This window comes from Corynebacterium kroppenstedtii, assembly GCF_016894245.1.
GTDB lineage: Bacteria > Actinomycetota > Actinomycetes > Mycobacteriales > Mycobacteriaceae > Corynebacterium.
Map to the genome: position 1 here is coordinate 2,421,111 of NZ_CP069792.1, position 23,741 is coordinate 2,444,851.

The 23,741-nt window shown below is 56.3% G+C and carries 17 protein-coding genes and 1 pseudogene; 9 read left to right on the forward strand and 9 right to left on the reverse strand.

Translation table 11 applies throughout. The features are described from left to right. Window positions 1-38: 38 nt before the first annotated feature. Together I6J23_RS10355 and I6J23_RS10360 are read right to left on the reverse strand one after the other, a co-directional pair. On the reverse strand, window positions 39-734 hold the full coding sequence (locus tag I6J23_RS10355) for a hypothetical protein (protein WP_204581992.1): 696 nt from the start codon (window positions 732-734) through the stop codon (window positions 39-41). Further along, the gene (locus I6J23_RS10360; protein ID WP_204583079.1) at window positions 735-2,117 is read right to left on the reverse strand and encodes a glycine--tRNA ligase; all 1,383 of its coding nucleotides are present in this window, start codon (window positions 2,115-2,117) and stop codon (window positions 735-737) included. It abuts the gene before it with no gap. A 203-nt stretch (window positions 2,118-2,320) separates the two neighbouring features. Between I6J23_RS10360 and I6J23_RS10365 the strand changes: the two genes are divergently transcribed. The 3 genes from I6J23_RS10365 (at window position 2,321) to I6J23_RS10375 (ending at window position 11,328) form a co-directional block, all read left to right on the forward strand. Beyond that, window positions 2,321-3,214, forward strand: coding sequence for a hypothetical protein (locus tag I6J23_RS10365; protein WP_204581993.1), 894 nt, complete (start codon window positions 2,321-2,323; stop codon window positions 3,212-3,214). 215 nt (window positions 3,215-3,429) lie between these two features. Next, window positions 3,430-7,293, forward strand: a complete 3,864-nt coding sequence (locus tag I6J23_RS10370) for an ABC transporter ATP-binding protein (protein ID WP_412523842.1) — start codon at window positions 3,430-3,432, stop codon at window positions 7,291-7,293. Window positions 7,294-7,473: 180 nt separating this feature from the next. Next, window positions 7,474-11,328 (forward strand): multifunctional oxoglutarate decarboxylase/oxoglutarate dehydrogenase thiamine pyrophosphate-binding subunit/dihydrolipoyllysine-residue succinyltransferase subunit, encoded by a 3,855-nt coding sequence (locus tag I6J23_RS10375; protein WP_412523843.1) that lies wholly within the window; start codon window positions 7,474-7,476, stop codon window positions 11,326-11,328. Window positions 11,329-11,435: 107 nt separating this feature from the next. On the opposite strand, the gene I6J23_RS10380 is transcribed toward I6J23_RS10375, so the two are convergent. After that, window positions 11,436-12,218: a hypothetical protein gene (locus I6J23_RS10380; RefSeq protein ID WP_204581996.1), complete on the reverse strand. Its 783-nt coding sequence runs from the start codon at window positions 12,216-12,218 to the stop codon at window positions 11,436-11,438. Between the two features lie 19 nt (window positions 12,219-12,237). Continuing rightward, on the reverse strand, window positions 12,238-12,594 hold the full coding sequence (locus I6J23_RS10385; protein ID WP_204581997.1) for a hypothetical protein: 357 nt from the start codon (window positions 12,592-12,594) through the stop codon (window positions 12,238-12,240). A gap of 93 nt (window positions 12,595-12,687) precedes the next feature. On the opposite strand from I6J23_RS10385, the gene corA reads away from it, so the two are divergent. Then, window positions 12,688-13,926: a magnesium/cobalt transporter CorA gene (gene corA / locus I6J23_RS10390; protein ID WP_204581998.1), complete on the forward strand. Its 1,239-nt coding sequence runs from the start codon at window positions 12,688-12,690 to the stop codon at window positions 13,924-13,926. Window positions 13,927-13,992: 66 nt separating this feature from the next. Here corA and I6J23_RS10395 read toward each other — a convergent pair whose 3' ends face one another. Next, on the reverse strand, window positions 13,993-14,514 hold the full coding sequence (locus tag I6J23_RS10395) for a general stress protein (protein WP_204581999.1): 522 nt from the start codon (window positions 14,512-14,514) through the stop codon (window positions 13,993-13,995). 55 nt (window positions 14,515-14,569) lie between these two features. Between I6J23_RS10395 and I6J23_RS10400 the strand changes: the two are divergent. The 3 genes and pseudogenes from I6J23_RS10400 to I6J23_RS10410 all read left to right on the forward strand — a co-directional run. Further along, window positions 14,570-15,838, forward strand: a pseudogene (locus I6J23_RS10400) (magnesium transporter MgtE N-terminal domain-containing protein); the annotation flags it as partial. A 249-nt stretch (window positions 15,839-16,087) separates the two neighbouring features. Further along, window positions 16,088-16,675: a DUF1003 domain-containing protein gene (locus tag I6J23_RS10405; protein ID WP_204582000.1), complete on the forward strand. Its 588-nt coding sequence runs from the start codon at window positions 16,088-16,090 to the stop codon at window positions 16,673-16,675. 12 nt (window positions 16,676-16,687) lie between these two features. Then, on the forward strand, window positions 16,688-17,824 hold the full coding sequence (locus tag I6J23_RS10410) for an Mrp/NBP35 family ATP-binding protein (protein ID WP_204582001.1): 1,137 nt from the start codon (window positions 16,688-16,690) through the stop codon (window positions 17,822-17,824). 208 nt (window positions 17,825-18,032) lie between these two features. Here the strand turns inward: I6J23_RS10410 and I6J23_RS10930 are convergent, their stop codons facing one another. From I6J23_RS10930 to sigE, 3 genes are all read right to left on the reverse strand, one after another. Further along, window positions 18,033-18,728 (reverse strand): twin-arginine translocase TatA/TatE family subunit, encoded by a 696-nt coding sequence (locus I6J23_RS10930; RefSeq protein ID WP_204582002.1) that lies wholly within the window; start codon window positions 18,726-18,728, stop codon window positions 18,033-18,035. An 81-nt stretch (window positions 18,729-18,809) separates the two neighbouring features. Further along, entirely contained in the window at window positions 18,810-19,367 is a 558-nt protein-coding gene (locus I6J23_RS10420) for an anti-sigma factor family protein (RefSeq protein ID WP_204582003.1), read from the reverse strand. A 117-nt stretch (window positions 19,368-19,484) separates the two neighbouring features. Beyond that, window positions 19,485-20,069: an RNA polymerase sigma factor SigE gene (gene sigE, locus I6J23_RS10425; protein WP_204582004.1), complete on the reverse strand. Its 585-nt coding sequence runs from the start codon at window positions 20,067-20,069 to the stop codon at window positions 19,485-19,487. 315 nt (window positions 20,070-20,384) lie between these two features. Between sigE and I6J23_RS10430 the strand changes: the two genes are divergently transcribed. Next, window positions 20,385-21,041, forward strand: coding sequence for an O-methyltransferase (locus tag I6J23_RS10430; protein ID WP_204582005.1), 657 nt, complete (start codon window positions 20,385-20,387; stop codon window positions 21,039-21,041). Window positions 21,042-21,124: 83 nt separating this feature from the next. Here the strand turns inward: I6J23_RS10430 and glgC are convergent, their stop codons facing one another. After that, on the reverse strand, window positions 21,125-22,360 hold the full coding sequence (glgC, locus tag I6J23_RS10435) for a glucose-1-phosphate adenylyltransferase (protein WP_204582006.1): 1,236 nt from the start codon (window positions 22,358-22,360) through the stop codon (window positions 21,125-21,127). A 113-nt stretch (window positions 22,361-22,473) separates the two neighbouring features. Here glgC and glgA point away from each other — a divergent pair, with 113 nt between their 5' ends. Then, window positions 22,474-23,652 (forward strand): glycogen synthase, encoded by a 1,179-nt coding sequence (gene glgA, locus I6J23_RS10440; protein WP_204582007.1) that lies wholly within the window; start codon window positions 22,474-22,476, stop codon window positions 23,650-23,652. The last annotated feature ends 89 nt before the right edge of the window (window positions 23,653-23,741 follow it).

Sequence of the window (23,741 nt, forward strand, 5' to 3'; positions counted from 1 at the left end):
CCCCCGATTAACCCCGACCAAAAGCTGCCCGAATGTTGCTATAGCAAGAACACCAACAACATAAACGGCAAAAGCACAATCAACAGCACCGTCCACATCCAGGTGCTCGCAACTAACCGTGACTCCAACTGCATCCTGGCAACCCACGCTAGAAATACTTGCTGCTCGGTTGTCATGGCAGCCTCCTGACCAGGCTCTAGCTCAACAACCACGTGCCGGACACCACGATTACCGCCGGTGAACTGCCCTAATTTGGTCTCATCGGGCGTCTCAAATACGAAGTCCAGTTTGCCGCAGTTGACGATATTAACCGCGGGTACGCCCTCCGACGTATTACTAGATTCGGATACGCCAGCACTGGCCGAGGCCTGATCGGACGATGACGCCTCGGCGATGCCCATGTCGAGAGCAACGCGCTTCGCACGCCCGATCTGCCCTTCTTTCCCTTCGCGCTGTGATTGCGGATCAGCATGGAAATTCTGCCCATCTGGTCCTGATGCGGATAATCTCCCCTTCGTGTGTGGGACAAATGTCCACTCGGGCCACGACTCTGGGTTCGCACTCGATTGAGGGGATGGCTGGTGAGCTCCTCCCGCCACAGCGCCGGATGGCTTCACTCGCGCCGATGTCAGTTCCCTCGACTGCGAAAACTGCGCAATTAATTCGTCGTCACGGAAAAGGTCAAGATGGGCAACGCCACCGTCTTCTTTACGAGGACCCCAGGATAGTTTCATTTAGCACCCTGCCAACCGCTCAGCCAGGTAACCCTGCAACTTATCAATGCTGACGCGCTCCTGCTCCATCGTGTCGCGCTCGCGGACGGTCACCGCGTGATCATCCAGCGTGTCGAAATCGACGGTCACGCAGAACGGCGTACCGATCTCATCTTGGCGACGATAGCGGCGGCCAATCGCACCTGAAATGTCATAATCAACATTCCATAAACCGCGCAGATCCTGCGCCACTTTCTCCGCCGTCGGTGTCAACGTGTCTTTCTTCGACAGCGGGAGAACCGCCACTTTCACCGGGGCCAGGCGACGATCCAGACGCAGCACCGTGCGCTTATCCACACCGCCCTTGGCGTTCGGAGCTTCATCCTCGTGGTAAGCGTCGATAAGGAAAGCCATCAACGATCGCGTCAGACCAAACGACGGCTCAATGACATAGGGAACATAGCGCTCCCCCGTCGGCTGATCAAAGAAGCTGAGGTCCTCACCCGAGCCTTTAATGTGGCTCTGCAGGTCAAAGTCGGTGCGGTTCGCAATACCCATGAGCTCACCCCAGCCTGAGCCCGCGAAACCGAACTGATACTCCAGGTCAATCGTGCGATCGGAATAGTGAGCGCGCTCATTTTCTGGAACATCGAACTTCCGCAAGTGATCAGGATCAATGCCCAGGTCCGTAAACCAGTTCCAACAATCCTCAACCCAGCGATCAAAGTGCTGTGCGGCATCAGCAGGCGGAACGAAATACTCGATCTCCATCTGCTCAAACTCGCGGGTACGGAAAATGAAGTTCCCCGGGGTGATCTCATTGCGGAACGCTTTGCCCAGCTGACCAATACCGAATGGCGGCTTCTTGCGGGACGTCGTCTGAACATTCTTGAAGTTCACGAAAATGCCCTGGGCCGTCTCCGGGCGGAGGTAGTGCAACCCCTCTTCATTGTCGACGGGACCAAGATAGGTCTTCATCAAGCCGGAGAACATTTGTGGCTCAGTCCACTTCCCCGGCTGCCCGGTCTCTGGATCGGGAACATCCGCAAGTCCATTAGCCGGCGGGTGACCATGCTTAGCCTCATAAGCTTCGAGAAGATGATCAGCCCGGTACCGCTTGTGCGTGTGCAAGGACTCCACCAGCGGATCGGTGAAAGTCTTCACGTGGCCCGAAGACACCCAGACTTCACGCGGGAGAATAATGGACGAATCAAGGCCCACCATGTCCCCGCGGGACTGAACAAATGTCCGCCACCACTGCTTCTTGATGTTTTCCTTCAGTTCAACGCCGAGCGGACCGTAATCCCACGCCGACCGAGTTCCCCCGTAGATTTCACCACTCGGATACACCAAGCCCCTGCGTTTACACAGGTTCACCACAGTGTCAATTACCGATGCAGCCACGCAAATCTCCTTGTACTTCACACGACGCGGTACGCCGAACGACGCGTTCTTCACTTCCGGTACATGCTGCGTCATGCGCCCGACGACAAGCCGTCGACGCACCACACATAATCGCGTCCACCAGCCTAGCCCACAGGCACGACACGTCCATAGACGGACACAGGAGAACCCGCCCCTCACGGACTCCTAATAGAATTGTCTTTATGGCTTCATTACTTAACGTTGTACCCGACGCGATAAAAGACCGTTTCCCATCAAAAAAGCACTCTGACAAACACTCTGACAAGCCCTCTAACGACGAGCTCGACCGCAGCGGCAACATCGAAAATAAAGAGCAACCGTCGCGGATCCTTTCCGCAGTCGAGCGCGCCGCAGAAATCCAGGTGAGACCCATTGCGCGTTATGTCGACATGGTGAAATCCAAGCACGAAGGCGAAAGCCCCGCCCACGTCCAAGAAGTCATTAATAAGCACTTCCGACGCCTCGCGACGACGACAGGGGTGGGTGCCGGAGCGTCGGCTGCCGTTCCCGGCGTTGGCACACTCGTATCCTTAGGTGTTTCGACGGGTGATGCGTTCTTATTCCTCGAGCTCACCACGTGGTACACCCTGTCCTCGGCGTATCTTCGCGGAATCGATATTTCGCGTCACAAGGACCGCACCGCCCTCGTCTTGCTCGCGATCAATGGGTCGTCGGCAAACGAAGCCATCGCAACAGTCTTGGGTAGCGGAAGCATTTTCCGGTTAAAGTCTTTGAGCCAACCCGCTGTGGGACAAGTCAATAACCAACTAGCCTCGATGGCTCTCAAGAAGATCCGTAAACGGGCTGCCACCAGCATGGTTGCCAAGGCTCTTCCGCTGGGAATTGGCGCTCTCATGGGCGGTACCCTCAATAGGAAAATCGCATCGAAAGCCATAGAGCACGTCAGTGCAACGCTAGGCGACCCGCCACTCGTGTGGCCCGACACTACCCGTGCCCTGGAGCAAGGTGACTCCGGAACATCCGACGCTGCCACGGCGTTAGAAAACGCATGGGAAAAGATGGCGCAGAGCAGTGGTGACAAGAACACCAGTGACAGCGACACGGACAAAGAGTAATAGTCGGAGCGCTGAGGGCTCTGATCTAATAGCCCCACTACTCTAACCAGCCATTAAAAACCAGCATCTCGCAGAAGCAACCCTCACAATTGTTGGAAGCAAGGAACACGACAACGACGAACACCAAGGACAACTTCACTGGCGCCGTCGCCAGTGAGAAGACTGATGCCGAAGCCCCACGGAATCATGATCTGCGTGGCCTTTTCCATGTGTGCATGATCCACCCGTACTACACGTGGGGAGCGATGGTGGCCACATTGGCCGTCACCATCGCAGAAATCTTAATTCCGCTTGTCACTGCACGGGCCGTCGATACAGCAACAGAACAAGCGCGTCCCACCGCCTTGTGGTCGTGGATAACCGCATCGACCGGGTGGACACCACTCACCGCTGTGGTTGTTGTCATGGTGGTTATCGCGCTCTTGAGATACGCGTTCCAGTTCTCGCGACGCTACCTAGCAGGACAAATGAGCCAATGGGCACAACATGAGCTCAGGATTCGTGTCCTCGGCAGCCTTGTCCGTCTCGGCGGTAAAGATCAAGACGAAATACGCACGGGACAAGTTGTCTCCCGATCTATTTCCGATCTCAACATGGTTCAGGGCCTCCTCGCAATGTTTCCTCTCGCTGCAGGGAGCGTCGTTAAGTTTGTCATCATTCTTGCGGTGATGTTCACTCTGTCATGGCAGATGTCGCTGGCTGCGGTGATTGTGACGCCCATCCTGGTCGTCGTCGGGTTATGGAGTAAACGCTCAATCTTCGCGTCGACCTGGACAGCCCAGCAGCAGGCCGCGAATGTTGCTACTCATGTTGAGCAAACCGTGACGGGTGTGCGAGTGGTTAAGGGATTCGCGCAAGAGGAACGCGAGATTACCACTCTGGACAAACTTGGCCGGACACTGTACGCGCTGCAAATGCGCGCTGCTCACCAACAAGCCAAATTCCTACCGACGCTCGCTGAGCTGCCGAACCTCGCTTTGGTTGCCAATGTGGCAATCGGCGGTTGGCTCGCGTTGAACGGGCATATCACCATCGGTATTTTCCTCGCCTTTTCCACGTATTTGACGACGCTCACCGGCATTTGCCGCATGTTGTCCAATATGGCTATCTCGATGCAGATGGCTCTGTCATCCGTTTCCCGCGTCTTCGATGTTGTCGATCTGGACGCGGATTCTGATCCTGCGTCCCCCTCACGTATACCCGACGGGCCGCTTGGGATTTCCTTTGATAACGTGTCCTTCTCCCAGCCGCAGAAGGACGTTGATAATGATCCGGTGAACTCGTCGAAAACCACCGGCGACCGCATTCTCAATCACTTCTCCCTTGACGTTGCTCCAGGCGAGACGACTGTGCTGGTAGGCCCACCCGGCGCGGGTAAAAGTATGCTCGTCCAGCTAGCCGAAGGGTTTTACCCCTCCTCAGAGGGAACAATTCGATTAACAACTTCAAGGCACCCCTCTCCTACTCACGACGGCACCAGCGACGGCTCGGGCGTCGGCACACACGAATTTCCCACCGACGGATCTGCCTCCGACCATGAGTCCGTCGATATTACGGATATCCGGAAATGCGACCTACGGCACGCGGTTTCCGCTGTCTTCGATGAGCCCTTCCTCTATTCGCGGTCTGTGCGCGAAAACATTGCGCTGGCGAACCCGCGGGCGACGGATGAGGACATCATCTCCGCAGCTAAGGATGCCAGTGCCCATGACTTCATCATGGAGCTGGAGGATGGCTACGACACTGTCGCTGGGGAACGTGGCCTGACACTATCGGGTGGGCAGCGCCAGCGTATTGCATTAGCGCGCGCCTTAGTCTCCGGCGCCCGCGTGCTTATTTTGGATGACGCGACCTCGGCTATCGACGCCACGACCGAGGCTGCCATCATCGGGGCGTTGAAGGCGCGGAAAGGATCCGTCACTCTGCTCCTTATCGCGCACCGCCATTCCACTCTTGCGTTGGCAGACCACATTGCGCTCATCGAGGCTGGCACCGTTACCGCGTACGGAACTCTGGAGGAGCTCCAGGAGTCAAGCCCGCACTTTTCCCAGCTCATGGCCTTGCCACGCCACGATGATGACGCACCCCTTCCCTTCGACGACGGAGATGAACCGGACGTCGCGACGCTCTGGCCAGCGGATCAAGACATGGATGAGCCCGGCGCGGCAGCCGCCGCAGGAGATGCCCTGTCGGAGTCGGGGGCGGCACTAGCTGGCAGTGGCCTAGGTGCTGGCCTGGGCCAAGGAAGCTCAACCTCCGGGATGCCCGCTACACCTGAGGTACTGGCGATGGTCGAAAAACTTCCTCCGGCTACGGAGAAACCCAAGGTCGATGCGGAATCATTCCGACATGACTCAACCCCATTCAGTTTGCGTGGGTTACTCGGCACGGTGAAGTGGCTGCTAATAGCTATCATTCTCACGTTGTTTGTGTCCGTTACTGCCGACGTCGTCTTCCCCTCCCTCGTGCGCCATGCCATTGACGACGGCGTCGGCAATAAAGATACGGGCGCTCTGGTCACCGCAACCGTGTTGGGGCTGGTTATCGTGGTGGCAGCATGGATTGCCAGCACGATCAACACTATTTTGACGTCGCGGGCGGGCGAACGCCTGCTCTATGGGCTCCGTTTACGGTCCTTTGCCCATGTTCAGCGCCTCGGGCTTGATTACTTCGAAACTACTCAATCCGGGCGGATTATGACCCGCATGACCACCGATATCGACTCCCTGTCGAAGTTCCTTCAAGCGGGTTTGGCCCAGGCCATCGTTTCGGGGGCTACCTTAATCGGTGTCAGTATCATGCTGCTTGTGACAGCCCCTCGCCTGGCTTTGGTGGCGCTGACATCGTTGCCCATTGTCATTGTGGCCACTGTGGTCTTCCGGCGGATTTCGTCGCGGTTGTATTCGGAGGCTCGCGGCCAAATTTCGACGGTGAATGCGGATTTTCAGGAACTTGTCAATGGTATCCGCACCTCGCAGGTGTATAACCAGCAGGACTCGGATGTTGAGCGTTTCACACATAGCGCGCTGGAGTATCGACGGCTGCGTATGCAGGCGCAAACCGCAGTCTCCATTTATTTCCCTGGCATCAATGCGCTCTCCGAATTGGCCTCCGCTGCCGTCGTGGGAGTGGGTGCAGTCATGGTGCTCAATGGCACGGTGACGGCTGGTGTGCTTGTGGCCTTCATGATCTACATGAACCTCCTCTTCGCACCCATCCAGCAGCTATCTCAGGTTTTCGACATGTATCAGCAGGCCGAGGTTGGATTGCGACGTATTAGTGATTTGTTGTCTCAGTCGACGTCAGTTCCTGATACTGGGCAGGAAACCCACGTTCCGGAGGGCTCCTTGTCATTAGACGACGTCACCTTCGCGTATTCGAACGGTGTGGACGTCCTCCACGATGTTTCAGAGACTATCGACGAGGGCTCCACGGTGGCGGTCGTTGGAGCGACGGGCGCGGGTAAATCGACCATCGTGAAGTTGTTGGCGCGGTTTTATGACCCGACGGCTGGCGCGGTGCGAGCAGTGGATACAGATATCCGCGATATCACCTTGACAGCATGGCGTGGATCGCTCGGATTCGTCCCGCAGGAATCACACCTTTTTGCAGGGACTATCGCGTCAAATATCGCCTATGGCAAGCCCAACGCGACACCGAATGACGTCATCCATGCTGCGCGATGCATTGGGGCCCTACGCGCCATCGCCGCAATCCCCGGGGGCTTCCTTGCGCCGGTGGGTGAAGATGGGCGCGGGCTATCCTCCGGCCAGCGTCAACTCATCGCGCTAGCGCGCGCAGAACTGGTAAAACCGCAGATCATGCTTCTTGACGAGGCCACATCGACGCTTGATCCGGCCACGGAAAAAACCATTCTTTCCGCTAGTACGAGGTTGATGTCGAATCGAACGAGCGTGATCGTAGCCCACCGTTTGGCTACCGCTGCTCAAGCGGATCGCATTCTCGTGATGGACGGGGGGCGAATCGTCGAGACTGGGAATCACGATGAACTTCTCGCCTGCCAGGGAATCTACGCTGACCTGTGGAAACATTCTACCTCCGGAGGGAGCGACACCTAGTTCACACCAACGGGGGCACCCTCTTGTGCGGAAAAGACCTCCAAAAGGGTCCCGTTTTGGGCGACAAAAGGGATAAGCGGTTACTCTGTAGAGAAGTGAGTCACAATCGACGAAATGAGGCGAGCACCCGCTGTGAACAGCGATAATTCCTTCGGCCAGAACCAGTGGCTGGTCGACGACATGTACCAGCAGTTCACGAAGGACCCGGAGTCAGTGGATAAGGAATGGCGCGAGTTCTTTGAGAAAAATGGCGCCCCCGAATCGTCGGCTGGCACCGAACCCTCCGGAGCTCACAAAGGTACCAATAGCAATACTGCTGCAAAGAAATCTGATAACGCTTCTTCCTCATCTGACGAAGCAAAAACTATTAAGGGCAAGCGCGCTGAACACAAAGCCGCAGAGAAGAAACCCTCTCAACAAAACGTGGCCGAAAAGACGGCCGACCGAACAGTGTCACACATTGAGGAGCCTTCAGCCCACGCCCGGAACACGAACCAAGCATCGGCACCTGCCGCGGCGAAGCCCGCCCGTCACGACGCACCGAAGGTTCATAAACGCGCACAAGTTCAGCGCGAATTACGGGCCAAGAAAGAGGCGCCCTCCCAGAAGCGTGACCACGTCGATATTCCTTCGTCCTTGCCTGAGGCTGGTTCGAAGAAGATACGTGGGCCGCAAAAGGCCATTGCAAAGAATATGGACATCTCGCTAGAGATTCCGACTGCAACGTCGGTTCGCGATATGCCTGCGCGGCTCATGTTCGAAAACCGCGCGATGATTAATGAGCAGCTCAAGCGCACGCGTGGTGGGAAGATTTCCTTCACCCATATTATTGGGTACGCGCTGGTCAAAGCTGTTTTAGCTCACCCGTCGATGAACAATCGCTACGAGGTTGTCGACGGCAAACCCACCATCGTCACACCAGAGCACATCAATTTGGGCCTGGCCATCGACATGACGAATAAGGATGGCAGCCGCAATTTGGTTGTTGCGTCCATCCCGGCTGCAGAGACGTTGTCATTCTCAGAGTTTGTCGACGCCTACCAAGACATTGTCGTCCGTGCCCGCAATGGCAAACTGACGATGAAAGATTTCCAGGGCGTCACCATCTCGCTGACCAACCCGGGTGGCATCGGTACTCGCCACTCGATTCCACGGTTGACGAAGGGGCAGGGAACGATCGTCGGCGTCGGGTCCATGGATTACCCTGCGGAATTCCAAGGCGCGTCAGAAGACCGGCTCGCAGAATTAGGCGTCGGCAAACTGGTCACTATCACTTCTACTTATGACCACCGGATTATCCAGGGAGCGGAGTCGGGAGAATTTCTCCGTGAACTCGGCCGTCTCCTGATCAACGACGAGTTCTGGGATGACATTTTCAAGTCCCTGAAGATCCCGTATGTCCCCTTCCGGTGGGAGCAGGATCTGCCCAACATTGGGGTAGATAAAAATACGCGCGTGATGCAGCTGATCGAGGCGTATCGGTCGCGTGGTCACTTGATCGCGGATACCGATCCGCTGCAGTGGCACCAGCCGGGGCTTCCCATCCCCGACCACCGCGATCTCGATTTCGCGACGCACGGGCTGACCTTGTGGGATCTGGACCGACGCTTCCATGTTGGTGGATTCGCTGGACAAGAAGTCATGACGCTTCGCGAAGTGCTCAGCACCCTTCGGTCTGCCTACACCCTCAAAGTCGGGTACGAGTACAACCACATTCTGGACCGCGACGAGCGCCTCTGGTTGGAGGAGCGCATTGAAGCGGGCCAGCCCAAGCCGTCACGGGCTGAACAAAAGTACATTTTGCAGAAACTCAACGCTGCTGAGGCCTTTGAGAACTTCCTCCAGACGAAGTACGTCGGGCAAAAGCGGTTCTCCCTCGAAGGCGCGGAGTCCCTCATTCCACTGATGGATGCCGCCATTGACACTGCCGCTGCACAGGGGCTCGACGAAGTTGTCATCGGTATGGCTCACCGCGGGCGACTCAACGTCTTAGCGAATGTCGTCGGCAAGCCGTTTTCGCAGATCTTCACCGAGTTTGAGGGCAATATTGACCCCGCCTCACCCGGTGGTTCCGGCGACGTGAAGTACCACCTGGGTGAAACCGGCCACTTCATCTCCATGTTCAATGACGGTGAAGTGGACGTCACGCTCACAGCAAACCCATCCCACCTGGAAGCTGTGAACCCCGTTGCAGAAGGCATCGCACGAGCCAAGCAGGACATCCTGGACCGTGGCGATGAAGGCTTCTCTGTGATGCCCATCCTGGTACACGGAGATGCCGCTATGACAGGCCTGGGCATCATGCAAGAAACCGTCAACCTGTCACAGCTTCGTGGCTACACGGTTGGCGGAACTGTCCATATCGCGGTGAATAACCAAATCGGGTTCACGACCACCCCGGACTCCGGCCGCTCCAGCCAATACGCGACGGATCTGGCTAAGGCATTTGGGTGCCCCGTGTTCCACGTCAACGGAAATGACCCGGAAGCTGTGGTCTGGGTTGCCAAGTTGGCTGTCGAGTACCGACGCCAGTTTGGTAAAGATGTGTTCATTGACCTCATCTGCTACCGCCGCCGTGGTCACAACGAGGCTGACGATCCGTCGATGACGCAGCCCGAGATGTACCAGATCATCGATAACAAGCAGACTGTCCGTGACATTTACACCCGCAGCCTAGTCGGGCGTGGTGACCTCTCCGAGGACGAGGTCGAGATCGTCAAGCGTGACTTCCGCGAGCAGCTGGAAACCGTGTTTAATGATGTCCGCGCTGCCGAGAAGGGTGGCAAACCTGCTGAACAATCGGGTATCACCTCGGCTCAAGAGCTGCCCCGTGGGCTGGATACCTCAATTACGGAAGAAGAAGTTGCCGCTATCGGTGACGTCTTTACCAATCCGCCCGAAGGGTTCCATCTCCACCCGCGCGTCGCTCCCCTGGCGAAGAAACGTGGCGAGATGTCACGCAACGGCAAGATCGACTGGGGATTCGGCGAGCTGCTCGCGCTCGGTTCGCTCGCACGTGAGGGCAAACTCGTTCGTCTGGCCGGTGAAGACACTCGCCGCGGTACTTTCACCCAGCGGCACGCGGTCTACATCGACGCGGAAAATTCCGACGAATACAACCCGTTGCAGGAGTTGGCGCAGGACGGTGACAACGGTGGCCGCTTCCTGGTCTACAACTCCGCGCTCACCGAGTTCGCCGGGATGGGATTTGAATACGGCTATTCCGTCGGCAATCCCCATGCCGTCGTCGCTTGGGAAGCACAGTTCGGTGACTTTGCCAATGGTGCGCAAACAATTATCGACGAGTATGTGTCGTCGGGTGAGGCCAAGTGGGGCCAGCAATCTAGCTTGATCCTCCTGTTACCACACGGGTATGAGGGCATGGGCCCGGATCACTCCTCCATGCGTATCGAGCGCTACCTGCAGCTGTGCGCTGAGGGGTCCATGACTGTGGCTCAGCCGTCCACCCCTGCGAACTACTTCCACCTTCTCCGGCGTCATGCTTTGGGAGATCTTCGCCGTCCGCTGATCGTTGCGACACCGAAGTCGATGTTACGTAACAAGATGGCGACCTCCTCGGTGGAGGACTTCACGAAGGTCAAGCGCTTCCACTCAGTGATTAATGACCCGAACTTCGTCGATGCCGACGGCAACGCCACCGGTGATACGTCGAAGGTGAAGAAGATCCTATTGGTGTCCGGCAAGCTGTACTGGGATCTGGAAAAGCGGCGTCAAAAAGATGGCCGTGACGATCTGGCCATTATTCGCCTGGAAATGCTGCACCCGGTACCGTTCCGTCGGCTGAAAGAAGCGTTCGACATGTACCCGAACGCCACCGAGATTCGGTTCTGCCAGGATGAGCCCGCCAACCAGGGACCGTGGCCATTCCTTGCGCTGCATCTACCTGAGCTTGTCCCCGACATGCTCCCCATGAGGCGTGTATCTCGAAGGGCTCAATCCTCGACGGCGACCGGTGTATCGAAGGTTCACCAGATCGAGGAGAAACAGCTGATCGAGGAAGCTTTCGCGGACTAGAACACCGCACTTCTGTTTCACGAAAGTGGTGGCCCGTCACGTACCCCGTGGCGGGCCTTTCGTCTGTTCTGATGCGGAGTATGCCCTACCGGCTGCGCAGGATGCGCTTAGTCTTCATTGGAAAAAGCCAACCCTTGTGACTGCAGATAGTTTTTCGCAACACGGTCGGCGGGCGCAGACTCTGTTTTCTTGTAGAGCTTATCCAGGTCACGCGTGGAACTAAGGTTGCCTGATACCCACGTAAGAGAGCGTCGATCCTCAGTGCTCATCGTTGGCTTGAGATAAACCGGCACGATGTTCTGCGGCAGGGTGACCTCGTCCTCGGGAGTATCGCTACTGGCATTACGCGTCTCCGTGCCTGTGGAGCACTGCGCATTCGATGCCTCCGTCAAGCTGATATCAGAGGGCAGGGATTGCGCAATTTTTTCCCACACGGTGCCTATCGTATTGCCCGGGGCTTTACCCTGTCGGACATTCTTCTGCATCTGGCCGAGGATTGTGCTGGCCGCGTTGCTGTCTAGATAGTTCAGCAAATCACCAGCACACACCAGGACGAGCGTATTTTTCCCGGCGCGCAATGACTCAATCGCGTCCTGCACATTATCTTCCGACGCCTGCGTCTTAGCTTTCCGTGGCGTTGAGCGGCCGGCGTTGGTTGTGTCGAACACCTGGTCATAGAGCGCTGCGGTAATGTCGTCGTATTTTCCGACAGCTGTTGAGATCAGCACGGGGTCGGCATCGGTATAGGGGAGCTTTTGAACAGTAGAGACCGCGGTCGATGAGCTCCCTGATTGACTGTCGTTGTCGCCAAAATTCGCCTTGACGTGGCACGATGTCAAGCTGCTGAGGGCGAGAAAGGCCACTACACCGGTGGTAACACTCTTTGTCATTTTGGTGACTTTTTTCATGCTATGACCACCACATCCACCACAGAATAACTGCAATAATGACGAGCGCTCCCACCGACCAGAGAGCCGCTCCGAGATTCCGGGAGCGATCCGCGCGGTGAACCATGAGAACGGACACAACCGCGCCCACGGCATGGGCAACAACCATTTGTCCCCCATGGGTTGTCCACTCGGTGCTCGGCAAAAGCTGGACCACGATTAAGACCACAGTAGCCAGCATCATTCCCGACGCTAGTCCTGCGGCTATGCCACGAATTAGTGACACGAGAGGGGTGACCCGAGTTTTCTGATACCAATGCCGCGTTTCCGCTACGTCATACTGTCCGACCATCGTCTCGAGTTTAGCCAACCCGGCCATTAAACCAACCTACGGCTCGACATATTTCAACCCGCTTAACGGTCGCCACGGTGATAAGAGTTTTTTCTTCTGAAATCAGTAGCATGGGTAAGTATGCCCCGGAATGATGAGACGTCAGATACCCCTTCGTCGTCACGGAAGGTTAATGGTCGAGCAATTCCATCTCACCACCATGAATACCCTGATACCAGTGAACTAGTTCGGGCTGTGGAACATGAGGCCGTTGTGAATGCACCGGACTGGATTATTAATACCCCCGACGCTACCCATTCACATGAGTTGTCACATCATCCTGTGGCTAGGTGCGCGGTCTTCGTTGAGGGACACAAAGTCGATGGCCCCTTCACTATTGCGTCGGCTATTGAACGTGTTCGCCAGGAGAATAGTCAAAACTCTTCGACTGCCAGCTCCTCAGATTCCACACATGGCGCTAAACAGCGAGCTTTTGTGTGGGTGTCACTCATTTCCCCGACGATCGAGCACATGGAACCAATTGCGCGGCTTTTCCATCTACATTCCTTGACAGTCGAAGACATCGTTCAGGCCCAACAGCGGCCAAAGCTCGAGATTCTGGGCGACTATGTATTTATCGTTGCTCGTACCGTTCACTACGATCCCTCTCCAGTAGACAGTACTAACGAATTTATTGAAACTAATGAGCTACATATCATTAGGGGCAATGATTTCGTCATCACCATCCGACACGGGCACATCCCTATTCCTGACGATGTACGGCACCGGCTTGAACGCTCCCCGCAGCTGACATCAGTGGGTCCAGCTTCGGTGGCATATGCCCTCTTGGACTGGATTGTTGATGATTATCTCCACATCGCAGAGGATCTGGAAGAAAAGGTTGACACCATGGAAGACGAGGTGTTCACACCGGGTTCTCCAGTCCATATTGAACCGATTTATATGCTCAAACGGGAAAACTTAGAGATGAGGCATGTTCTTGATCCCATGACCGCAGTTCTTAAGACCCTGACAGTAACCAAGGGCATCTCAGGCAAAACCGTGCGGTCGTTGTACCGTGACATTTTGGATCACCACACCATCGCAGCTGACCGGATCATTAGTTATGACGAACGCCTATCAACACTGCTCGATTCCGCTGTGGCTAAAGTGTCGTTACAACAAAATACGGATATGAGAAAGATATCCGCGTGGGCTGCGATGGCCGCCGTTCCTACTCTTATCGCTGGTGTGTATGGCATGAACTTTGACAATATGCCGGAAACGCATTGGGCGGACGGCTATTACATCGTGCTTATAGTCATGCTGTCCGCGTGCATCGGTTTGTGGCTCATTTTTCGCCGGAACAAGTGGCTGTAAGAACCTTCCACCACGTGGCTTCAGCTCTGCGTGGCTTCTATTCTCTCCATGGCCGAGTAAATCCCGCTACTTCCTGGTTGCCCAGTGCTTGCGCGACAAAATTTCGCGTCCCCGTTGCGCTGAACGAGGTTTACTCAGAACATCGTATCGGCCAGCAACGATCTGCGTCGTCGACGCAAAATCCCGACGTCCCTTCATCGCACCATAAGGAATAGCAACGGAAATCAGGCCGAAGAGGGCGCCCATTGCAGCGCCCAACGCGAGAGGGCCAAGAAACTCGTTGGTAAATAATCCGACGAGGAGGCCAAAGAAAACACCCATCCACGCGCCTGAGATCGCACCGCCAGAGAGCACTTTGCCCCATGACAAGCGTGAGGTGACACGTTCAACCTGCATCAAGTTCACACCGACGATGGTGATGTCATCCACCGGGAAGTCTTCCTCGTCGGAGAGAGAATCCACCGCGCGTTGTGCAGATTCGTAATCCTCGAAGCTACCGATGGGCCATCCTTCGGGGCGTTGAGGTAGCCCTTGAGAACCTTGTGCGCCTAAGGTGGCACCGAAACCTGAGGCAGAGGGTGTAGTCATGTCCCCAGCCTACTGAAATACGGCTATGAGGTAAACACCCAGTACACTGTCGGACGTGAGTGCCGTGAATCGAGTTTTTGCTGGTCGCCTTGCGGGAATGGTTGTCCTTGGCCCCGATGGTGAATCGATTGGTCGCGTCCGCGATATCGTCGTCACCATCCGGCCCCGTGGCATGGCTTCCCGCACGATTGGCCTAGTTGTTCAAGTTGCTGCGCAAAATAGACAGATCTTTGTTCCTATGCTTCGCGTCGCGTCGATCGATCCGCGGGAAATCACCCTCGTTTCGGGTTCTGTCAACCTTCGCCCGTATCAATCCCGCGCAGGTGAATTACGGGTCATGTCCGAGTTAGTCGGCTCCAAAATCCACATTGACGATCCTGAGCATGAGGATTTGCATGGTCGCCCGGTGGATATCGCGGACGTCGAGATTGAAAAGTCACGTACCCGTGATTGGATCATCAGCCGCGTGGCGGTGTCTAAAGAGCGCAACCGTTTTGGCCGTCGGCCACCTCTTTCGGTTGTGGAGTGGAACCATGTTCATGGTTTATCTGTCTCAGGTGCAGGCCCTGCTGACGCGACGGCGGAAATCCTCGCCGAATTCGACGACATGCGCCCCGCCGACATTGCTCAAATCCTGCATGATCTTCCTAATACCACACGGAATAATGTGGCCTCTGAGCTGGAAGATGCCCGCCTGGCCGATATACTCCAGGAACTTCCTGAAGACGAGCAAATGGGTGTCTTGGAAACGTTCGACATCGAGCGTGCCGCTGACGTTTTGGAAGAGATGGATCCCGATGACGCCGCAGACCTCCTGGGCGAGATGCCTGATGATAAGGCCGATGTCCTCCTTGAATTGATGGATCCAGAAGAATCAGAGCCTGTTCGTCGTCTGATGAGTTTCTCCCCAGAGACGGTGGGTGGATTGATGACATCGGAGCCGATCATCCTGACTCCGCAGGCCACGGTGGCCGAAGCTCTTGCTCATGCGCGTAACCCTGATTTGTCGACGTCGCTAAGTTCGATGGTATACGTCGTGCGTCCTCCGAAAGCAACTCCGACGGGTAAGTACCTGGGGACGGTTCACATCCAAAAGCTGTTGCGTGAAGCGCCGTCGACCCTAGTGTCCAGTATTTTAGATCCGGATCTTCCTCCACTTTTTGCCGACGACACCCACGAGACGGCTGCCCGTTATTTTGCGACCTATAACCTGGTGTGTGGTCCGGTCCTTGATGAGGACAATCACCTCCTCGGTGCCGTCGCGGTGGACGATTTGCTTGATCATCTTCTCCCCGAAGGGTGGCGTGAGCAAGAAATCCGACCCGAGGCAGGTTCATCAGGCCATCACGCTGGCAAGGTAAGGCGTGCTTCTGGAGCCCACGGTGCTTCCGGCCGCAGTTCTCGTGCCCAGAAGGCGGGGTCGGTCATCGTGAAGAAAGCTGGTGAACGACGACGCGACCGCCAACAGGGTGCAGGGCCGTCGTCGTCAGGTTCTGGGCCGCAGGGATCCACTCCGCACAGGCCGTCAGCAGGGACTTCTCACTCAAACTAACCCACGGGAGGGGCTTATTATATGGCTGATTCGTTTGCTCGGACTGACCTGGACACTCCGGTCCGCGCTAAGCGCCGCTCGTTACTGTCAATGGATGGTGATGCGGTCGGTGTTGCTGCAGAAAAAGTCGCTCGTTTCCTCGGAACCGGTAAATATCTAGGCTGGCAGACCATCATCGTGACGGCCTGGATTCTCCTGAATATCGGCGGAATGTGGTGGAACTGGGACCCGTACCCATTCATTCTTCTCAACCTCGCTTTTTCCACGCAGGCGGCATACGCAGCTCCCCTGATTTTGTTAGCGCAGAACCGCCAGGATGACCGCGACCGAGTCACGCTCAATGAGGATCGCCGTCGTGCGGCCCAAACCAAGGCGGACACGGAATTCTTGGCACGAGAGCTAGCTGGGGTTCGTATCGCCCTGGGAGAAACTGTGACCCGCGACTACCTGCGGCACGAGCTTGAGGATCTCACCACCGTCCTTCAACGCATTGAGGGCCGTTTGGATGACGCTGCCGCGGATGCGCCGGTGGATCTGGAATACATGGGCGATGATGAGCGTCATGCAGGACTAGACAGCCCTGGCCGCCAACACAATGAATCATCGTAGGATGGTGACGTTATGGCATCTGAATCTACTATCACCGAATCCACTGTTCGCGACGCATTAGCCCAGGTCAAAGACCCCGATATCGGTATGCCGTTGACCGATTTGGGCATGGTGAAATCGATAGCCGTCGAGGGCGCTGATGTTTCGGCGGAGATATATCTCACCATCGCCGGCTGCCCCATGAAAAATAAGCTTGTCGACGATTCTCGCGCGGCCATCGAGGGCATCGAAGGTATCGGCAACGTCACCGTCACCACGGATGTCATGAACGATGAGCAACGCCGCGAGTTGAGGAAAAAAGCCCGCGGTGGTGTCGACGAGCCGGAAATTCCATTCAGCAAGTCCGATTGCCACACTCGCGTGTACGCTGTTGCCTCCGGCAAGGGTGGTGTCGGTAAGTCGTCGATGACCGTCAATATTGCCACTGCGCTCGCCGCGAAGGGGTTGAATGTCGGGGTACTTGATGCCGACATTTACGGCCACTCGATCCCCGGAATGTTGGGATCAGACGACCGCCCCTATCAGGTCGATGACATGATCATGCCGCCACAAGCACATGGCATCAAGATGATCTCCATTGGCCACTTTATTGAAGGCAACTCCCCTATTGTGTGGCGTGGCCCGATGTTGCACCGAGCTATCCAACAGTTCCTTGCCGACGTTTTTTGGGGTGATCTTGATGTTCTGCTTCTCGATCTGCCCCCCGGCACCGGTGATATTGCGATTACGGTCGCCCAGCTCATACCGAATGCCGAACTCCTCATTGTGACGACGCCACAGATGGCCGCAGCTGAAGTCGCTGAGCGGGCAGGTTCCATCTCACAGCAGACTCAACAGCGCATCGCCGGTGTTATCGAAAATATGAGCTACTTCGTCATGCCTGATGGCTCACATAATGAGATCTTCGGCGAAGGTGGCGGCGAGATTGTCGCTGAGCGACTGTCCCGAATCACGGGGTCTACAGTGCCCCTGATGGGACAGGTTCCTCTTGATCCTGCTTTGCGCGAGGGTGGCGACGGTGGCGAACCGATCGCCATTTCTTCCCCAGAATCTGAAACTGGTGCGGCGCTGAATGCCATCGCGGATCAGCTCACCCACCGTCGAACGTCCTTGGCGGGTAAATCGCTGGGCCTCGGGGTGACACCGTAGCGCGATGCTCTAAAGCCGTGCTCCAGCGTGGCGCTCCCCCTACTCCCTCTACTCCCCCTCCTAATGCCTTTAGTGCCGCTGTGCTCCACTCCACTGACCCGTGTCAGCGCGCTAGGAGCTCTCTCATGACCGGGGCTCTCTATTGACCGCTATCAGTGTGGACGATAAACAGCGATGCACCAGAGACAACCGTGTACCCTCTCCCGGCTTACAGAACTTCGTCAAACCCGCTCCAGGAGCCATACACCGGCTTCTTGCCATCGAAGGGGTGTTGTTGGGGTTTTCCCTCACCGGATTCGGCCCCTGACTTTTCTGGCTTTCCTGTTGCCTTTCCCTGGCCTTCCACGGGCCCCTGGTCGTCCACAGGCTCCTGCGAGCTAAGTGGAGAACTCGCTATGGTGCTACCTTCACGACCCTGGTTTTGTTTTTCCCCCGAGGTGCCCGACGCTTGCGATCCCGCCCCAGACTTCCTCGGCGACGAGGCATCGTCAGCATTCTTCGCCGATGACGTGTTTTCAGCGGCGAAATAGTCTTGAATGGCCCGCTGTGGGGTTGTTGTCCTCATAGTCTGCAAGGGCTTGTCGATGGCGTCTTTCGTCGCATCAAGATCGGTGGTGTCATCATCGAAGAGAGTTTTGGCGATGAATCCCTTCGCACCCATTGATCGATACGAATTAAATTGCCGGAGAGGTTCACTAAATTCTTTGATCGGCTCGCTAAATTCTCGGAGATCCTCGCCTAGTTCGCCGTCGATTTGTTTCCGCGCATCTGCGACGGCGTTTTTAATGGCCAGCCGAACCGCGCGGATTTCCTTCATAACGCCTGGTAAACGGTCGGGACCGATGATGAGGAAGCCCACCACCACAATGATGATGACTTCCATCCAACCGATACTTGAGAACACGTCAGATATTGTACAGAGCTTGGCAAATGAGACGGAGGATTGGCAACGAGACCCCTACCGGCCTGCCGGGGTAATGATCCGTCACCGTTTCGGCGAGTTGCTGCGGTCTTTCCATGCGCATCGTAGGTGGTCTGCGTATTCACCGACCGTGTCCATGGCACTCATCGCCCCGTTCTCTACGGTGCGCATCATCACAAAGGCAGCGCTTTTAGCAGCGCTCAACGCGTTTTCATGTCGTCGTTCGCTCAGTTCGTTGCCTGCCTCATATCCATCGGAGCGATGGGAACCGGCATTGTCAGGACCGTCGCTAGTCGGCCGAGTTCTATTCTCTTGACGCGGGTGTTCGGTTTTCGCTGGGGTCCCACTCGTGTTTTGCGGGTCACAGCTGGTCGGGATCGCAGCCAGCTTGTGCAGGAGTTCCGTCGACATGTGGACGGGTTCATTAGCTGCTTCCCTCATGCGCTGGGCCGCATCGCGCTGCGCTTTGACATCACGGCGACATTCATCGCAATGCACGAGGTGGCGGAGAACTCGACGCTGGGCACGCGGGGGCATTTCACCGTCGACAAATGCGGCCACAGCTTCTTCTGAAAGATGCTCAATCGAAGAGAATTGTCGTGGCTTCGACGAACGGCCCATTGGACATCACCCCTTGCACACTACAATTCGGCCGGCCAGGCACAGCGCGAGAATTATCGACGAGGCACCTGCACCATCAACTTATGTCCCGACGATGGGTGCGTCGATGAACTCTTTCTACCCAACGTAGTGCAAAATGCCTTCGGATGACTGCAAACTCTTCCTCAACTGAGCGCGACCGCGGTGAATGCGGCTACGCACAGTCCCCATTTTGATCCCTAAGGTGTCTGCAATTTCGTCGTAGCTCATGCCGACAACATCACACAGCACGACAGCGACGCGGTAATCGGTCGGTAACGAATCCAAGGCTTTTTGCAGTTCCGGATCAATGTTGGCGTCGATATAGGACTGCTCGGGGTCATTCCGGGTCCCGGGCACCGCATCGTAATTCTCAGGCAGCGCCTCCATCCGGATTGTCTGCCTCCGACGCACCATGTCCAGGAACAAATTGGTTGTGATCCGGTGGAGCCAGCCCTCAAATGTTCCCGGTTTGTACCGTTTAAGCGACCGGAAAACCCTCATAAACGTTTCCTGTGTCAGGTCTTCCGCGTCGTGAGTATTACCACTCAGGCGAAGGGCAAGGCGGTACACGCCGTCCGCATGCTCCGAGACAAGTTCACTCCAGCTAGGCATATCCCCCGATCCGGCATCAAATGCTGCGGTACCAGTGCGAGGTTCGCTCCCCGTAGGGGGGTTAGCCATTACATCATCGCCTTCATGTGGATCGATCGTCGAAGCTGAAGTATTGCGAGTAGGTGTGTTCCGTTCGGAACGGTGAAAAGCGCCTGACGCCAGTGTCATGATTTAACTGTCACATGCATTTGTTTCCGGAGTATGAATACCGCCTGGGAAATTCCTGTGAAGGTGAAATGACTGAAATCACGGACTCACGAGGGCTATTCCACGAAGGGTATTTTAAATCATTCACGCAGTAAAAGCCACGTATGTCTGCTTCATTGTCGCAGTTATGGGCGAGCCACACCCTTTAATCCGTTTCCATCACTAGCATGAATAACTGTGACCGATTCTGCTCTTGACCTGATGACTGACTTTATTAACGCCACCACCGACGAACCCGACGCGATGGGTTTTGCACGCGATGCCGCCGACGAACTCGGCCTCACCACCCCCGACGAACTAACGGCGTCGTTTTTAACAACGATAAGTTCCGCATACTGCAGGGATAAATCGGCAGTTGTCGTCTCCCCCTCCGCGTGCGTGTCCGGCTTAGCCATCCTTGCCGGAATAGGCCCGAGCGGTCACGTCACCTGCATTGACACAGAAGCAATCCACCAACGTGTTGCCCGCCAGGCGTTCACCGCAGCCAACATACGTTCGAACCAATACCGTTTTCTTCCCTCGCGTCCGCTAGAGGTCATGACCCGGCTAGCAGCGCGCTCATACAGCCTTATCTACGCCGAAATTGCCCCTGCCGACGCGTCAACCCTGGTCGACGAGGCACTAGAACTCCTCGAACCGGGCGGGCTGATTATCCTTGCGGACATTCTTCTCGACGGCACGATCGCGAATCCTGCGCGAAAAGATCGCGATACCGCCGCGGCCCGACGCCTCGATCAGTCGCTCCGTGACCGCGAGGACATTTACCTCTCCCGCCTACCGCTGGGTGCTGGAATGGTCCTGATTTCGCGGAAAGAAGACGCACCTGCAAGCTAGCCCACCACGGCCTAGGTCCTTTGATGACCTAGGCTCACGCAGCCTGCGCCGCGACAAGAGTCAGCTATTAATCTTGGCCAGTATTAATCTTGGCCAGCGCTATGGAGTTCATAGTTCTTCGGGACGCACACCACACCGCCATCGGACAGTGTGAACCGTTCAGCATCGCGAGCGCGATCGACGCCAATCAGCGCGTTGTCCCCAACGTGAACGTTCTTATCCAAAATGGCGTGGCGGACCACAGCACCTTTTCCAATGCGCACACCATCCATCAGGACGCATCCCTCAACACTGGCACCTTCTTCCACAACGACGCCCGGGCCAAGAACTGAGTTACGCACGGTCCCAGCGGAAATAATGCACCCGGCAGCCACGATGGAGGACTGTGCAATTCCTCCTTTAACGAATTTCGCCGGCGGCAAATTACTATCGTCGGCCGTGTGGATAGGCCACTTCCGGTTGTATAAGTTGAAGACCGGATAAACGCTGATGAGGTCCATGTGAGCTTCATAGAACGCGTCGACAGTACCAACATCGCGCCAATAACCGTGGTCACGATCCGTTTCCCCGGGCACAACATTGCGAGAGAAATCGTGAACGTGCGCCTCGCCCCGGTTCACGAAATACGGGATGATGTTGCCGCCCATGTCATGCGCCGAGTTTTCGTCTTCGGAATCCTCTTTCAGCGCATCGATTAACGCCTGAGTTGTAAACACATAGTTGCCCATGGAGGCGAAGGTGACGTCGGGGTCATCTGGGGTGGCCGGCGGATCGGCTGGCTTCTCTAGGAACTCGGTAATCGTGCCATCATCGTCGGCTTGAATGCAGCCGAATGCGGTTGCTTCTTTGCGTGGCACACGGATTCCGGCGACAGAACATGCAGCTCCCGAATCGATATGCTCCTTGACCATTTGTTCGGGGTCCATGCGGTACACATGGTCCGCGCCGAACACGATGATATATTCGGGATCTTCGTCGTAAATGAGGTTGAGGGATTGCAAAATGGCATCAGCTGAACCCGTGAACCACCGTTTCCCCAGGCGCTGCTGAGCGGGCACCGGGGTGATGTATTCACCTGCCAATCCAGAGAGTTGCCATGACTGTGAAATGTGCCGGTCGAGCGAGTGAGATTTGTATTGGGTTAAGACGCAAACCTTCATATACCCGGCGTTGACCAGGTTAGATAAGACAAAGTCAATTAAACGATATGAACCCCCAAAAGGAACAGCTGGCTTGGCACGGTCGGCTGTGAAGGGGAAGAGTCGCTTCCCTTCGCCGCCCGCGAGGACAATGGATAGGACGTGTGGTTGGCTCCTCATGGGTACTAATTTATTCAGTCCTCGCTATTTATGCTGGACAAGTACCCCTGTTCTCTCCCCCGTTGCCTTTCTCGGCGGGCAGTGTGTCACCCCGACCGACTAGGCTCACAGTCATGCGCGTAGCGATGATGACTCGAGAATACCCCCCGGAAATCTACGGTGGCGCCGGTGTCCACGTGGCTGAGCTCACCCGGCATTTGCGCGAGCTGTGCGATGTCGATGTTCACTGCATGGGCGGACCACGTGACGAAGCAAATGTGTACGTGTCTAACTCCGATGATGCTCTTGCCGACGCTAACCCCGCCCTCAAAACCTTGTCGACGGGGCTACGGATGGCCAACCTGGCGTCAGCTGCAGACATTGATGTTGTCCACTCACACACGTGGTATGCGGGGCTGGGCGGGCATCTGACCGGACTGTTGAAGGGGATTCCCCATGTAGCGACGGCACACTCCCTCGAGCCACACCGGCCATGGAAACGTGAACAGTTGGGGGGTGGCTATGACGTGTCATCGTGGTCAGAGAAGAACGCCATGGAAAACGCCGATGGGCTGATCGCTGTCTCGCGGAAAATGAAAGACGCCATCCTGGATGCGTATCCGCGTATCGATCCGGACCGCATTCACGTCGTTCTCAACGGTATTGACACCAAACTCTGGCGCCCTCGCCCAACGTTTGCCGAAGCTGAGCATTCGATATTGGCTGAGCTGGGTGTTGCTGAAGATAAGCCCATTGTCGCTTTTGTAGGGCGAATCACGCGGCAAAAGGGTGTGGCTCACCTAGTGAAAGCCGCACACAACTTCGACGAGGACATTCAGCTCGTTTTGTGTGCTGGCGCACCGGACACTCCGGAAATTGAGGCTGAAATCGCCAACCTGGTCGAGGAGTTGAAATCAACTCGCGACGGCGTGTTCTGGGTGCGTGACATGCTCCCCCACGACTCACTGCAGGAAATCCTCAGCGCCGCCTCAGTTTTCGTGTGCCCGTCTATCTATGAGCCCCTGGGCATTGTGAACCTGGAGGCCATGGCGTGCGATACCGCCGTCGTCGCCTCTGATGTGGGAGGTATCCCCGAGGTCGTCAATGACGGTGAAACAGGTGAACTGGTCCACTACGATGCCGACGATATCGGTGCATTCGAAGAAGGGCTGGCCAATGCTGTCAATCGTATTGCTGGAAACCCTGACCTTGCGGGCCGAATGGCGAAGGCAGGACGAGAGAGGGCAGTCACGACATTTAGCTGGTCGACGATCGCACAGCAGACCCTCGATGTGTACCGATCATTGATGTAGCATCCCCCGGACTACATCACGTGTACCCGGTACCTGAGGGCCGGGGCCACAGGCAGGGTCCTTTAGCCCCCCCCGATTGGCTCCGGGGG

Excerpts from the sequence above, each read along its gene's own strand:
- I6J23_RS10355 (WP_204581992.1), bottom strand. The coding sequence starts at position 734 with ATGAAACTATCCTGGGGTCCTCGTAAAGAAGACGGTGGCGTTGCCCAT.
- I6J23_RS10365 (WP_204581993.1), top strand. The coding sequence starts at position 2,321 with ATGGCTTCATTACTTAACGTTGTACCCGACGCGATAAAAGACCGTTTC.
- I6J23_RS10370 (WP_412523842.1), top strand. The coding sequence starts at position 3,430 with ATGATCCACCCGTACTACACGTGGGGAGCGATGGTGGCCACATTGGCC.
- I6J23_RS10375 (WP_412523843.1), top strand. The coding sequence starts at position 7,474 with ATGTACCAGCAGTTCACGAAGGACCCGGAGTCAGTGGATAAGGAATGG.
- I6J23_RS10380 (WP_204581996.1), bottom strand. The coding sequence starts at position 12,218 with ATGACAAAGAGTGTTACCACCGGTGTAGTGGCCTTTCTCGCCCTCAGC.
- I6J23_RS10385 (WP_204581997.1), bottom strand. The coding sequence starts at position 12,594 with ATGGCCGGGTTGGCTAAACTCGAGACGATGGTCGGACAGTATGACGTA.
- corA (WP_204581998.1), top strand. The coding sequence starts at position 12,688 with ATGCCCCGGAATGATGAGACGTCAGATACCCCTTCGTCGTCACGGAAG.
- I6J23_RS10395 (WP_204581999.1), bottom strand. The coding sequence starts at position 14,514 with ATGACTACACCCTCTGCCTCAGGTTTCGGTGCCACCTTAGGCGCACAA.
- I6J23_RS10405 (WP_204582000.1), top strand. The coding sequence starts at position 16,088 with ATGGCTGATTCGTTTGCTCGGACTGACCTGGACACTCCGGTCCGCGCT.
- I6J23_RS10410 (WP_204582001.1), top strand. The coding sequence starts at position 16,688 with ATGGCATCTGAATCTACTATCACCGAATCCACTGTTCGCGACGCATTA.
- I6J23_RS10420 (WP_204582003.1), bottom strand. The coding sequence starts at position 19,367 with ATGGGCCGTTCGTCGAAGCCACGACAATTCTCTTCGATTGAGCATCTT.
- sigE (WP_204582004.1), bottom strand. The coding sequence starts at position 20,069 with ATGGCTAACCCCCCTACGGGGAGCGAACCTCGCACTGGTACCGCAGCA.
- glgC (WP_204582006.1), bottom strand. The coding sequence starts at position 22,360 with ATGAGGAGCCAACCACACGTCCTATCCATTGTCCTCGCGGGCGGCGAA.
- glgA (WP_204582007.1), top strand. The coding sequence starts at position 22,474 with ATGCGCGTAGCGATGATGACTCGAGAATACCCCCCGGAAATCTACGGT.